Source organism: Allosediminivita pacifica, assembly GCF_003054175.1.
Lineage (GTDB): Bacteria > Pseudomonadota > Alphaproteobacteria > Rhodobacterales > Rhodobacteraceae > Allosediminivita > Allosediminivita pacifica.
Genome location: NZ_QBKN01000004.1, coordinates 60,918 through 74,725, shown reverse-complemented (window position 1 = coordinate 74,725; position 13,808 = coordinate 60,918). Strand labels below are relative to the sequence as shown.

Sequence of the window (13,808 nt, the reverse complement as noted above, 5' to 3'; positions counted from 1 at the left end):
ATACAAATCCCCCGTCAGGAATCTGCGCCCGCCCCGATCGGGCGGCGTGCGCTTCGGCCCCGTTCCCACCCCGCGCGGCCTGTGGCACTGTCGCCCGAAACCGCGGCAAAGGGGGCAGGAATGAGCGACCTGGAAACACGCATCTCGCAGGGCAGGGGCGACACGCCCGCCGATCTCGTCCTGCGCGGCGGGCGGCTGCTCGATCTCATGACCGGCGCCCTGCTCGAGGGCGACGTGGCCATCTGCGACGGCGTCATCGTCGGCACCTGCGAGACCTACGAGGGGGCAGAGGTCATCGACGTCACCGGCCTGATCCTCGTGCCGGGCTTCATCGACACGCATCTGCATATCGAAAGCAGCCTCGTCACGCCCTTTGAGTTCGACCGCTGCGTGACCCCGCGCGGCGTCACCACCGCCATCTGCGACCCGCACGAGATCGCCAACGTCATCGGCGCCGACGGCATCCGCTACTTCCAGGAGTCCAGCGCCCACACGCTCATGGACATCCGCGTCCAGCTGTCCTCCTGCGTGCCCTCGACCCACATGGAAACCGCCGGGGCCGAGCTGCGGGCCGACGACCTCGCGCCGCTCATGACCCACCCCTCGGGCATCGGCCTGGCCGAGTTCATGAACTACCCCGGCGTGATCTTCCGCGACCCCGAGGCCATGAAGAAGCTGCGGCTCTTCGAGGGCGGCCACATCGACGGCCACTGCCCGCTGCTCTCGGGCCGCGACCTCAACGCCTACATCGCCGCCGGCATCCGCACGGAACACGAGGCCACGAGCCCCGAGGAAGCGCGCGAAAAGCTGCAGAAGGGGATGCGCGTGCTGATCCGCGAAGGCTCGGTCAGCAAGGACATGCACGCCCTGCAGCCGCTGCTGACGGATCTCACCGCGCCCTACATGTGCCTCTGCACCGACGACCGGAATCCACTCGACATCGGCGAACACGGCCACCTCGACTACATGATCCGCACCCTGATCGCGCTGGGCTGTTCGCCGCTGGCCGTCTACCGCGCCGCGACCCTGTCCGCGGCCGAGGCCTTCGGGCTCAAGGACCGCGGCATGATCGCCCCGGGCCGCCGCGCCGACATCGTCGCCGTCGACAGCCTCGAGGCCTGCAATGCGCAGCTTGTCCTCGCCGGTGGCCGCGTGGTGGATGACGCGGCCTTCGCCACGCGCGGCACTGTCGCGCCCGTCGGCCGCGATTCGGTCAAGGCGCCCACCGTCACGCCCGACAGTTTCCGCAACGCGGGCAATCGCGCCGAAACGCCTGTGATCGGCATCCGCGAGGGCCAGATCCTCACCGACCACCTGACCGAGGAGATCGAGGCCGAGGACGGCGACAAGCGCCCAGATCCCGCCCGCGACCTGGTGCGCATTGCGGTGATCGAGCGCCACGGCAGGAACGGCAACATCGCCACCGGCTTTGTCCGGGGCTTCGGCCTGCAATCGGGCGCCATCGCCTCGACCGTCTGCCACGATCACCACAACATCGCCTGCGTCGGGATCGACTACGCCGACATGGCGCTGGCCGCCAACCGGCTGGCCGAGCTCGAAGGCGGGTTCGTCGTGGCCGACGGGGGCAAGATCCTCGCCGAACTGGCGCTGCCCGTCGCCGGGCTGATGAGCCTCGATCCCTTCGAGGAGGTCCGCGACCGGCTGGTCGCCCTGCGCGCCGCCGCCAAGGGGCTGGGCGTCACGCTGGAGGAGCCCTTCCTGCAACTCGCCTTCCTTGCCCTGCCGGTCATTCCCGCGCTCAAGATCACCGATCGCGGCATGGTGGACGTGACGAAGTTCGAACTCCTGCCCTGAATCCTCAGCCGAGCTTCAGATCCTTGGCGATGGTGGCGGCATGGGTGCGGTTGCGCGCACCCAGCTTGCGGCTGAGCGTGCGCACGTGCAGCTTGGCCGTCACCTCCTGAAGGCCCAGTTCGCGCGCGATTTCCTTGTTGGACAGCCCCGCGCAGAGCCCGCGCAGCACCTCGCGCTCGCGGTTGGTCAGGTCGGGGCCGCCCGACGTATCGGCCTGCCGCAGAAACGAATAGGGGGCAAAGACCTCTCCTGCGGCCATCATGCGCACCGCGCTGGCCATTCCCTGCGAGGGCATTGTCTTGGGGATGAAGCCCGCGGCGCCCGCCTCGAGCGCCATGCGCGCCACCTCGGGCGAGGCAGTGCCCGAAATCAGGGCGACCGGTCGGCCATTGTTCGCCGACTGCACCTGCATCAGCCCCGCCAGCCCGTTCATTCCGGGCATGTCATAGTCTAAAAGGACCAGATCGTAACCGCCGGTGGCGGCGAGTTTTTCCAGTGCGTCCTCGAGCCCCGGGGCAGTTTCCACATTGGCGATGCCCTCGTGATCCAGGAAGGCGGCGATTGTTTCGCGTACCAGATCGTGATCGTCTACAATTAGGAATTGCATTTTTCGCCCTGCCGCCGTGGCGGGATCACTTTTTCAGAGGCTCGTAAATGCGGGGTTACCCTGTGCGGAAAACCGCCGTCGAAAATCATCGAACTTGAAGAGTTCTCGCACTTAAAGAAAATTCAACCCATGATTGAAACGACCGATACCTCGCCCAAGGGCCTATGCCTGGTGGACCTGCGAAAGCGGGTGCTCGTGCTCGATCTGTGCCCCGGCGTCGAGGTTGAGGAACAGGTGGTCGCGACGCGCTACGGCCTCTCCCGCACCCCCGCCCGCGAGGTGTTCCAGACGCTCGCAGGGGCGGGTTACCTGCAACTGGCCCGCAACCGGGGGGCTCGCGTCTCGCCGCTCGGCGTGGAATCGCTCTCGCAGATCTTCCAGCTGGCGCCGGTCCTGCTTGCCACCGCGGCGCGGCTTGCCGCCGGAAAAGGGGACGAGGGTCTCGAACCGGCGCTCGACCGCGTCGTTTCGGCCGGCGACAGCGACTGGCAGGAGGTGGCGCTCGCCGAGCACGCCCTGCAGCGTCGCATCACCGACCAGGCGGACAATGCCTACCTGAGCCCGGCGATGGAGCGCATGATGGTCGACCTCACGCGCCTGATCGGCCCGCTCTACGACAGTCCCGACCTCAAGCTGCGCGACCGTCTGCTCCGGGCGCAGGAAAAGCACGCCGAGCAGGTTGCCGCCATCATCGCCGGCAAGCCCGAGCCCGCCGCCCGCGCCGCGCTCGGCCGCTGGGAATTGCTTCGCGACGACATCCTCTACAGCCTGCAGCCCGAGCCGCTGCCCGACACGCAGCCGGGCCGCTACCCTTACGACGCGGCCTGAACGCCGCTGCCGTCCAGATCGGCGAGGATCGGACAGTCGGGCCGGTCGTCGCCGTGACAGCAGCGAACCAGCTCCGCCAACGTCGCCCGCATCTCCTGCAGCTGCGCGATCTTCGCGTCGATCTGGGTGAGGTGGCCCTCGGCCACCTCCTTCACGTCGGCGCTCGCCCGGTTCTCGTCATCGTAAAGCGAGATCAGCTTGCGGCATTCCTCGATCGAGAACCCCAGCGCCCGCGCCCGGGCAAGAAAGGCCAGCCGGTGCAGGTCCTTCTCGGCAAAGGCGCGGTAGCCGTTGGCGTCCCGCTTCGGCTTCACCAGCCCGATGTCTTCGTAGTAGCGGATCGTCTTGGCCGGCAGCCCGGCCCGCTTGGCGACATCCCCGATGTTCATGCGCGTGCCTCCTTGAGTTCCGGTGCGCTCTCCGCCCCCTCGGCCTGCGCCGCGCGCAGCCCCCGCAGGCGCAGCGCGTTGCTCAGCACGAAGACCGACGACAGCGCCATCGCCCCCGCCGCCAGCATCGGCGACAGCAGTACCCCGAATGCGGGATAAAGCACCCCCGCCGCCACCGGGATCAGCGCCACATTGTAGCCGAAGGCCCAGATCAGGTTCTGGCGGATGTTGCGCATGACCGACCGGCTCACGTGCAGCGCGTTGACCGCGCCCGCCACGTCACCCGAGACCATGACCACGTCCGCCGCCTCGACCGCCACGTCGGTGCCGGTGCCGATGGCAAGACCCACCTCGGCCTCGGCCAGCGCGGGCGCGTCGTTGATGCCGTCGCCCACGAAGGCCACTGCCCCGTACTGTCGCTGCAGGTCGCGCACGGCATCCACCTTGCCCTCGGGCAGAACGCCCGCGCGCACCACGTCGATGCCCACCTCGGCGGCGATGGCATCCGCCGTCGCCTGCGTGTCGCCGGTGACCATGGCCACCTTGAGGCCGCGTTCATGCAGCGCCGCCACGGCCGCCTTCGCGCCCGGCTTCACCCTGTCGGCCACGGCAAAACCTCCGGCGATCACGCCGTCCACGGCCACCAGCACCGGCGTCTGCCCCTTGGCGGACATGGATCGCAGCTCCTGCCCCATGTCCCCCAGCGCAATGCCCTCGCGTTTCATCAGCCGCTCGGCGCCCACCAGCACCGCGCGCCCCTCGACCGTGGCGCGCAGCCCGTGGCCGGGGATCGCCTCGACCCCCTCGGCACGCGGCAGATCGGCCCCGGCGGCGCGTTCAAGCGCCCGCGCGATGGGGTGTTCGGACCCGCCCTCGGCCGATGCCGCGAGCCGCAAGACGGCATCCGCCTCGAACCCCTCGGCGGCAACGCGGCGCACCAGCTCGGGCCGGCCCTCGGTCAACGTGCCGGTCTTGTCGAAGGCCACGACCTTCACGCCGTCCAGCCGCTGCAGCGCGTCGCCCTTGCGGAACAGCACCCCCAGCTCGGCCGCGCGGCCCGTGCCCACCATGATCGAGGTCGGCGTGGCCAGCCCCATGGCGCAGGGGCAGGCGATGATGAGAACCGAGACACCGGCGACCAGCGCATAGGTCAGGTTCGGCCCGAAGATCAGCCATGTCAGCACCGTGGCCGCCGCCACCGCCATCACCACGGGCACGAAGACCCGCACCACCTTGTCCGCCAGCGCCTGGATCGGCAGCTTGGCGCCCTGCGCGTCCTCGACCATGCGGACGATGCGCGACAGCACCGTGTCGCGGCCCACGGCGGTCGCGCGGAAGCTCAGCGCGCCCTGACCGTTCACCGTGCCGCCCACGACGGTCGCGCCCGGCAGCTTCTCGACCGGCACCGGCTCGCCCGTGACCATGCTCTCGTCCACGTAGGACCGGCCCTCGGTCACCTCGCCGTCCACGGCGATCCGCTCACCCGGGCGCACCTGCACCACGTCGCCCACCGACAACTCGGCCAGCGGCACCTCGACCACCTGGCCGTCACGCGCCACCCGCGCCGTGTCTGGCCGCAGGCTCACCAGCCGCTCGATCGCGGCCCCGGTGCGGCCCTTGGCCCGCGCCTCGAGCCAACGGCCCAGCAGGATGAGCGTCACGATCACGCCCGCCGCCTCGAAATAGACGGCCCGCGTGCCCTCGGGCAGCAGCCCGGGCAGGAACAGCGCCACCGTCGAATAGCCCCAGGCCGCCAGCGTCCCCAGCGCCACGAGCGAATTCATGTCCGGCGACCCCTTGGCCAGCAACGGCAGCCCGATGCGGTAGAACCGCCGCCCCGGGATCGCCAGCACCAACGTCACCAGCACGAATTGCAGTAGCCACGACCCGGTCTGCCCGATCAGCCCCTGCACCGCCTCGCGGAAGCCCGGGATCACGTGGCCGCCCATCTCGATCACGAAGACCGGCAGGGTCAGCGCGCCCGCCACCAGCGTGTCACGCCGCAGCGCGCGGCGCTCGGCGTCCTTGCGGTCGTCGGTGTCGCTCTCGTCCTCAGTCTCGGGATGCGCCGGGTAGCCGGTCTCGGTCACCACCTGCGCCAGCTCCTGCGGATCGGCGGCACCGTCCAGCACCGTGACCTCGGCCGTTTCGCTGGCAAGGTTCACGCTGGCCGCAACGACCCCCGGCACGCCGGTCAGCGCCCGTTCCACGCGCCCCGCGCAAGAGGCACAGCTCATCCCCTCGATCATCAGGCGCACGCGCTTTTCGCCAGCCGGATAGCCCGCCTGCTTCAGCGCGTCGCGCAGCGCATCGGGGGTGGCCCCGCCGGTAACGGTCGCCTGCCGCGTGGCAAAGTTCACCCCGGCCTCCTCGACGCCCGGCACCGCGCCAAGCGCGCGCTCGGCGCGCCCCGCGCAGCCGGCGCAGTTCAGGCCGGTCACTTCGAATCGCAGCGTGTGGCTGTCGCTCATGTCCTTCATGGCGTGTCCTTTCCTCGGGCTGCCCCTTACTTAGGGGTTCCCGTAGCTGGAAGGTCAAGCCCCGTGCGAGGAACCTTGTCAGGCCCGGCCCATCGGCCCCTGCAAGGCCAGTCGCGCGCGGCATTCCTCGCACAGCAGCGGCAGGCCCGCCTGCATCCCGGCCTCGAGCAGCGGCAGAAGCCCCATGGGCGAGACGAGAAAGCTCGCCTCGGCCAGTGCCACGTCGCGCTGCTGCTCGCTGGCCGCCAGCACGAAGCGCGCAAGGCTCAGCTCGTCCTCGGACCAGCCCTGCGCATCCTCGGGCAGGACCACCGGCACGTGCCAGCCGTGGCGCCGGATGATGTCGCGCATCCCGGCGAACCCGGCAAGGCAGGCCGCCGCACGTCCCGCGCCAAGCGCCTCGCCCAGATCCTGCTTCAGGGCCTCCAGCGCCGTGCCCCCGGCCACGCCCGCGCGCAGCACCGCGATCACCCGCCGTTCCGGCCCGCGCAACCCGCCGCTTGCCGCCTGAAGCGTCTCGAACCTCATGACGTGCGCTCCCGCGCGGAGGCAGGGACGGGATCGGGTCGGGACAGGGCAGGGGGCATGTCGGGCTCCACCGGAAGACACGGCACAATTTCTGACTAAAATACTCAAGATAGTCAATCCCGCCCCGCACAAGCAAAACGGCCCCGGCGCATCTTCCGCGCCGGGGCCGCCAGAAATCGGGTCGCAAGGAGGGGGACGCTCAGCCCAGCCCGGCCTCCGCCTGGACCTGCTTGCGCGACTTGCGCTCGCGCTCGGTCGCGGACTTGAGCTGCCCGCAGGCCGCCATGATGTCCTCGCCCCGCGGCGTGCGGATGGGGCTGGCATAGCCCGCCTTGTGCACGATGTCGGCAAAGCGCTCGATCCGCTCCCAGTCGCTGCGCTCGTAGGGCGCGCCGGGCCACTCGTTGAAGGGGATCAAGTTGATCTTGGCCGGAATGCCCTTGATCAGGTTCACCAGCCGCCGCGCGTCGGCATCGCTGTCGTTCACGTCCTTCAGCATCACGTATTCGAAGGTGATGCGTTCCGAGTTCGACAGCCGCGGGTATTCCCGCAGCGCGCCCAGCAGCGCCTCGATGTTCCAGCGCTTGTTGATCGGCACCAGCTTGTTGCGCACCTCGTCGGTGGTGGCGTGGAAGCTCACCGCCATGAGACAGCCGATCTCCTCGGCACAGCGCGCGATCTCGGGCACCACGCCGCTCGTCGACAGGGTGATCCGCCGCCGCGACAGGGCGATGCCCTCGCCGTCCATCACGATCTTCATGGCGTCGCGCACGTTGTCGAAGTTGTAAAGCGGCTCGCCCATGCCCATCAGCACGATGTTCGACAGAAGCCGCGTCTCGTTCTTCGGCGCGCCCTTGTCGGGCCATTCGTCCAGGTCGTCGCGCGCCAGCATGACCTGGCCCACGATCTCGCCCGCGGTCAGGTTGCGGACAAGCCGCTGCGTGCCCGTGTGGCAGAAGGAACAGGTCAGCGTGCAGCCCACCTGCGAGGAGATGCAGAGCGTCCCGCGATCCTCCTCGGGGATGTAGACCATCTCCACCTCATGCCCGCCGGCGATCCGGATCAGGTACTTGCGCGTCCCGTCGGCCGAGACGTTCTTGGACACGATCTCGGGCAGGCGGATCTCGAAGCTCTCGTCCAGCAGCGCGCGGTAGGGCTTGGCGAGGTTGGTCATCGCGCCGAAATCGCGCACGCCCCAGTAATAGAGCCACTGCCACAGCTGGTTCACCCGCATCTTCACCTGCTTCTCGGGCGTGCCCGCCTCGAGAAGCGCCGCGCGCAGCTCGTCCCGGGTGAGACCGATCAGGTTCACCTTCTCGCTGTCGGGCAGCTTGCGGGGCAGGGTCAGCATGTCCTGCGTGATGGGGGTGTCGGCCGTCATGTCAAACAGCTCCCTTGCGAAACGAAGCCCGCCAGATACAGGATTCGCGCCGCTTTGCCAAAGAAAACATGGCCGGGCGCCATGGCCCGGCCGGTGTGGTGATCCCGATGTCGTCGCGCGGGCCCGGGCTTTCAACCCCGCGGCCCACCCAAGGGTCAGCTCGAACAGCGCTGCTCGGCGTCTTCCACGGCGGCGGTAAAGCCGAAGAGCGAGAAGGTGTCCTTGGTCGTCGTGCCGCGGCTCGACACCGCCGTCAGCACCGCGTCGGCGCCGCGCTTCATGGCGGTGATCATGCGCGCGTCATCCTGCGGGGTCGCGGGCCAGGCCCATTCGCCCTCGGTATAGAGCTCGAACTCGGTGTCGCCGACGGTCGCGTTCACGGTCGACCCGTTGGCAAAGGGATAGCCACCGGTAAAGGCCACCTGTCCCTGAACCTCGGCGCCCGGGCGGTAGAAGACCATCAGAAGGATCTCGCCGCGGTTCACCGAGACGACGCGGCCGTCCTTGGTGTTCACACTTTCCTTGAAGGTGGTCACGGCCCAGCACTCGCGCGGGTCGTCGCCCACGAAGACCGACCAGTCGGTCATCGCGTCCACGCGGTTATTGCTCTCTTCCTGCGCCGGCGCCATCCCGGCCCAAAGCGCAAGCGCGCAAACGGAAAGCACGCGCCCGATGCCGATAGTCATTCCAGAAGCCTCCAGCCGTCTTTGCCTCAATCCCGGCAGCGCCCGGGGAGCTGTCTCGCCCTTTACCGCAGGCGCGCCGCACGTCCATCTCGACGGCGGCAGACTAGCCTGAAATCGCCGGAAAGCGAAAGGGCTTTAGGCAGATTATCGCCTGTTCGTGAGCGTCCGCCCCGCCGCTTCTTCTTGGCCCAAATACTCCGGGGGAGTCGCGGCCCCGCCGCGACGGGGGCAGAGCCCCCTGCGCCGCAGGGAGCCGGGCTTAGGCCGCGGCGAACTCGGACCTCGCATAGCCCTGCAGGTACAGAAGCGCCGTCAGGTCGCCCCGGTTCACCCGCAGCGCGCATTGCGCCTGCACGCTCGGCTTGGCATGCGCGGCCACGCCCATGCCCGCACGCCCCAGCATGCCGAGGTCGTTGGCCCCGTCGCCCACCGCGATGACATCGTCCTCGGTGATCCCCAGCCGGGCCGTGATGCTCTCCAGCGCCGCGATCTTCGCCTCGCGCCCCAGGATCGGGCGACCGACATCGCCGGTCAGGTGGCCGCCCTCCACGATCAGCGTGTTGGCCTGTTCCTCGTCGAAGCCCAGCAGGGCGGCCACCCGCGCGGTAAACGCCGTGAACCCGCCAGAAACCAGCGCCGCGTGGCCACCGGCCGCGCGCATCGTGGCCACAAGCACCGCCCCGCCGGGCGCCAGGGTGATGCGCTCGGCGATCACCCGGTCGATCACCGCCTCGGGCAGGCCCTTGAGCAGCGCCACGCGCTCGAGCAACGCGCCCTCGAAATCGAGCTCGCCGTTCATGGCCCGCGCGGTGATCTCCTTCACCTGCGCGCCAACGCCCGCCACATCGGCCAGCTCGTCGATGCACTCCTGCCCGATCATGGTGCTGTCCATGTCGGCCAGCAGCATCTTCTTGCGCCGTCCATTGTCGGGGACAAGGTTCACGTCCGCCTGCGCGCCCAGCTCCGCGCGGATCGCCTCGAAATTCCCCGGCACCTCCGCGACGGGGAACTCGGCGGCCTCGTCTGGGGCCAGCCACGACACGTCGCCGCCGCCCCAGGCGTTGCGCAGCGAATGGGCCAGCGCGGGGTCCAGCGCGCCGGGCGCCGCGATGAGCGAGACGATGGGCATTGGGCAGGCTCCTGAGGTTTCTCCGGGCGGGGTTTAACCACGCCTTGTGCCGCGGTGCCAGTGCCGCGGCCCTCCCGGTCGCGGGACGCGCGCGGAAGGCGCCGACGCGCCACGCCGACACCCTTCGACAACCTGCGGGGGAGCCACCTTCTCCCCGCCGCGGGCTTTGTTCCGCAGGGGTAAGGGACGGGGTTGCACGCGCCCCCTGCGTGACTATAACCGCCGCAATTTGCACGCCGCCACCGCGGCGCCCGACGCATGCCGTGCCAAGAGGTCCCCCGATGCCCAAGAGAACCGACATTTCCTCGATCATGATCATCGGAGCGGGGCCGATCATCATCGGGCAGGCCTGCGAGTTCGACTATTCCGGCGCCCAGGCCTGCAAGGCCCTGCGCGAGGAAGGCTACCGGGTCATCCTGGTGAACTCCAACCCCGCCACGATCATGACCGACCCCGAGCTGGCCGATGCCACCTACATCGAGCCCATCACCCCCGAGGTGGTCGCCAAGATCATCGAGAAGGAACGCCCCGACGCGCTGCTGCCCACCATGGGCGGGCAGACCGGCCTCAACACCTCGCTCAAGCTCGAGGAAATGGGCGTGCTCGAGAAATTCGGCGTCGAGATGATCGGCGCCAACCGCGAGGCCATCGAGATGGCCGAGGACCGCGCGCTCTTCCGCGAGGCGATGGAACGCATCGGCCTCGAGAACCCCGCCGCCACCATCGTCACCGCCCCCATGGGCGAAAAAGGCAAGCGCGACCTCGACGCCGGCGTCGCCCGCGCGCTTGAGGCGCTGGAAACCGTGGGTCTTCCGGCGATCATCCGGCCCGCCTACACGCTCGGCGGCACCGGTGGCGGCGTCGCCTACAACCGCGAGGACTACATCCACTACTGCCGCTCCGGCATGGATGCCTCGCCCGTGGGGCAGATCCTCGTGGACGAGTCGCTGCTGGGCTGGAAGGAATTCGAGATGGAGGTCGTCCGCGACAAGGCGGACAACGCGATCATCGTCTGTTCGATCGAGAACGTGGACCCCATGGGCGTGCACACCGGCGATTCGATCACCGTGGCCCCGGCGCTGACCCTCACCGACAAGGAATACCAGCTCATGCGCTCGGGCAGCATCGCCGTCCTGCGCGAGATCGGGGTCGAGACCGGCGGATCGAACGTGCAGTGGGCCGTGAACCCCGACAACGGCCGCATGGTCGTGATCGAGATGAACCCGCGCGTGTCGCGCTCCTCGGCGCTGGCCTCCAAGGCCACCGGCTTCCCGATCGCCAAGATCGCGGCCAAGCTTGCCGTCGGCTACACGCTCGACGAGCTCGACAACGACATCACCAAGGTGACGCCGGCCTCCTTCGAGCCGACCATCGACTATGTCGTCACCAAGATCCCGCGCTTCGCCTTCGAGAAGTTCCCCGGCTCCGAGCCGACGCTGACCACCGCCATGAAGTCGGTGGGCGAGGGCATGGCCATCGGCCGCACCATCCACGAAAGCCTGCAAAAGGCGCTCGCCAGCATGGAAACCGGCCTCTCGGGCTTTGACGAGATCGCCATTCCGGGGCTCTCGCCCGAAGCCGCTGCCCCGGGCGGGCAGGCCACGTCCGAGGCCGACCGAGCCGCCGTCATCAAGGCGCTCTCGCAGCAGACGCCCGACCGCCTGCGCACCATCGCCCAGGCCATGCGCCACGGCCTCTCGGACGACGATATCCACGGCGTCACCAGCTTCGATCCCTGGTTCCTCGCCCGCATCCGCGAGATCGTCGAGGCCGAGGCCGAGGTCCGCGCCAAGGGCCTCCCCGCCGGCGAGCAGGAGATGCGCGCGCTCAAGATGCTGGGCTTCACCGACATGCGGCTCGCCGCGCTTGCCGGGCTGACCGAAATGCAGGTCCGCAAGAAGCGCACCGATCTCGGCGTCACCGCCGTCTTCAAGCGCATCGACACCTGCGCGGCCGAGTTCGAGGCCCAGACCCCCTACATGTACTCGACCTACGAGGCCCCCATGATGGGCGAGGTCGAGGACGAGGCGCGCCCCACCGACCGCAAGAAGGTGGTCATCCTCGGCGGCGGTCCCAACCGGATCGGCCAGGGCATCGAGTTCGACTACTGCTGCTGCCACGCCTGTTTCGCGCTGACCAAGCAGGGCTACGAGACCATCATGGTCAACTGTAACCCCGAAACCGTCAGCACCGACTACGACACCTCGGACCGGCTCTACTTCGAGCCGCTCACCTTCGAGCACGTCATGGAGATCCTCCGCGTCGAGCAGGAGAACGGCACCCTGCACGGCGTCATCGTGCAGTTCGGCGGCCAGACGCCGCTCAAGCTCGCCAACGATCTCGAGGCCGAGGGCATCCCGATCCTCGGCACCACGCCCGACGCCATCGACCTCGCCGAGGACCGCGAACGCTTCCAGGCGCTCGTGAACAAGCTCGACCTGCGCCAGCCGCGCAACGGCATCGCCTCGACCGAGGAACAGGCCTTCGCCATCGCCAAGGACATCGGCTTCCCGCTGGTGATCCGCCCCTCCTACGTGCTGGGCGGCCGCGCGATGGAGATCGTCCGCGACATGCCCAGCCTCGAGCGCTACATCAACGACGCCGTGGTGGTCTCCGGCAAGAACCCCGTCCTGCTCGACAGCTACCTCGCCGGCGCTGTGGAGCTTGACGTCGACGCGCTCTGCGACGGCACGCAGGTGCACGTGGCAGGCATCATGCAGCACATCGAGGAAGCCGGCGTCCACTCCGGCGACAGCGCCTGCTCCCTGCCGCCCTATTCGCTGGACGACGCGACCCTCGATGAGGTCCGCCGCCAGACCGAGGCGCTTGCCCGCGCGCTGGGCGTCGTCGGCCTCATGAACGTGCAGTACGCGGTCAAGGACGGCACGATCTACCTCATCGAGGTCAACCCGCGCGCCTCGCGCACGGTGCCCTTCGTCGCCAAGGCCACCGACAGCGCCATCGCCGCCATCGCCGCCCGCGTCATGGCCGGTGAGCCGCTGTCGAACTTCCCGCTGCGCGACGCCTATCCCAAGGACGCCGACTACGACACCACCCTGCCGCTCGCCGATCCCACGACGCTGGCCGATCCCATGATGCCCTGGTTCTCCGTCAAGGAAGCCGTGCTGCCCTTCGCCCGCTTCCCGGGCGTCGACACGCTGCTCGGCCCCGAGATGCGCTCCACGGGCGAGGTCATGGGCTGGGACCGCAGCTTCCCGCGCGCCTTCCTCAAGGCGCAGATGGGCGCGGGCAACATCCTGCCCACCGAGGGCGCGGTCTTCCTGTCGATCAAGGACGAGGACAAGACCGACCAGCTGGTCGAGACCGCCCGCACGCTGGTCGACCTCGGCTTCAAGCTGGTCGCCACCTCCGGCACGGCCGGGTTCCTCAAGGGCCACGGCATGGCCTGCGAGACGGTCAAGAAGGTCTACGAGGGCCGTCCCAACATCGTCGACCTGATGAAGGACGGCGGCATCCAGCTGGTGATGAACACCACCGAAGGCGCCGCCGCGGTGTCGGACTCGCGCGAGATCCGCTCCGTCGCCCTCTACGACAAGATCCCCTACTTCACGACCGCCGCCGGCGCCCACGCCGCCGCCCAGGCCATCAAGGCCCGCGAAGAGGGCGAGCTTGTGGTGAAGTCGCTGCAGGGGTGATCTGCTGACCGGCCCCTTCGGGGCCGGCAAAGGCTCCGGGGGAGCCTTTGTGCAGATCACGGGCGGAGCCCCGGTGGGCGCGGTTGCCGAGATGCGGCAGCAAGGCTCTGGCACCCGCTGAACCGCAAGCCGGGCGTGCGCCGGACCGTGGTGTGGCGTTGCGACCTCCGGGGTAGGCGCTTTATGCCGGCCAAATCCGCCTGACCTGCGAACGCTGCCCGGCTGCCAAAGCGCCAGACCGCGGGGACGGTCCGGCGCTCGCCCGGCGGGGCTTCGTCCCTGGTTCCGGGCGGAATGGAGCATGGCCTA

At 69.0% G+C, this 13,808-nt stretch carries 10 protein-coding genes; 3 read left to right on the top strand and 7 right to left on the bottom strand.

What is annotated here, in order from left to right:
- Positions 1 to 120: 120 nt before the first annotated feature.
- Complete coding sequence (gene ade / locus C8N44_RS04250; protein WP_107974932.1) at positions 121 to 1,815, top strand: adenine deaminase; 1,695 nt, start codon at positions 121 to 123, stop codon at positions 1,813 to 1,815.
- 4 nt (positions 1,816 to 1,819) lie between these two features.
- Here ade and C8N44_RS04245 read toward each other — a convergent pair whose 3' ends face one another.
- Entirely contained in the window at positions 1,820 to 2,422 is a 603-nt protein-coding gene (locus C8N44_RS04245) for a response regulator transcription factor (protein ID WP_107974931.1), read from the bottom strand.
- A 129-nt stretch (positions 2,423 to 2,551) separates the two neighbouring features.
- Between C8N44_RS04245 and C8N44_RS04240 the strand changes: the two genes are divergently transcribed.
- Positions 2,552 to 3,250 (top strand): GntR family transcriptional regulator, encoded by a 699-nt coding sequence (locus C8N44_RS04240; protein ID WP_107974930.1) that lies wholly within the window; start codon positions 2,552 to 2,554, stop codon positions 3,248 to 3,250.
- Here C8N44_RS04240 and cueR read toward each other — a convergent pair.
- From cueR to serB, 6 genes are all read right to left on the bottom strand, one after another.
- Complete coding sequence (cueR, locus tag C8N44_RS04235; RefSeq protein ID WP_107974929.1) at positions 3,235 to 3,639, bottom strand: Cu(I)-responsive transcriptional regulator; 405 nt, start codon at positions 3,637 to 3,639, stop codon at positions 3,235 to 3,237. The genes C8N44_RS04240 and cueR overlap by 16 nt on opposite strands.
- Positions 3,636 to 6,110, bottom strand: coding sequence for a heavy metal translocating P-type ATPase (locus tag C8N44_RS04230; protein ID WP_107975063.1), 2,475 nt, complete (start codon positions 6,108 to 6,110; stop codon positions 3,636 to 3,638). Before C8N44_RS04230 ends, cueR begins: the two co-directional genes overlap by 4 nt.
- Before the next feature lie 87 nt (positions 6,111 to 6,197).
- Positions 6,198 to 6,647 carry a hypothetical protein gene (locus C8N44_RS04225; protein WP_244640982.1) on the bottom strand — a complete coding sequence of 150 codons (450 nt, stop codon included), beginning with the start codon at positions 6,645 to 6,647 and terminating at the stop codon, positions 6,198 to 6,200.
- A gap of 199 nt (positions 6,648 to 6,846) precedes the next feature.
- Positions 6,847 to 8,028: a dual-specificity RNA methyltransferase RlmN gene (rlmN, locus tag C8N44_RS04220; RefSeq protein WP_107974928.1), complete on the bottom strand. Its 1,182-nt coding sequence runs from the start codon at positions 8,026 to 8,028 to the stop codon at positions 6,847 to 6,849.
- Positions 8,029 to 8,183: 155 nt separating this feature from the next.
- Positions 8,184 to 8,714, bottom strand: a complete 531-nt coding sequence (locus tag C8N44_RS04215; protein WP_107974927.1) for an invasion associated locus B family protein — start codon at positions 8,712 to 8,714, stop codon at positions 8,184 to 8,186.
- A gap of 259 nt (positions 8,715 to 8,973) precedes the next feature.
- Positions 8,974 to 9,843, bottom strand: a complete 870-nt coding sequence (serB, locus tag C8N44_RS04210; RefSeq protein WP_107974926.1) for a phosphoserine phosphatase SerB — start codon at positions 9,841 to 9,843, stop codon at positions 8,974 to 8,976.
- Between the two features lie 281 nt (positions 9,844 to 10,124).
- Here serB and carB point away from each other — a divergent pair, with 281 nt between their 5' ends.
- Positions 10,125 to 13,499 carry a carbamoyl-phosphate synthase large subunit gene (gene carB / locus C8N44_RS04205; RefSeq protein WP_107974925.1) on the top strand — a complete coding sequence of 1,125 codons (3,375 nt, stop codon included), beginning with the start codon at positions 10,125 to 10,127 and terminating at the stop codon, positions 13,497 to 13,499.
- The last annotated feature ends 309 nt before the right edge of the window (positions 13,500 to 13,808 follow it).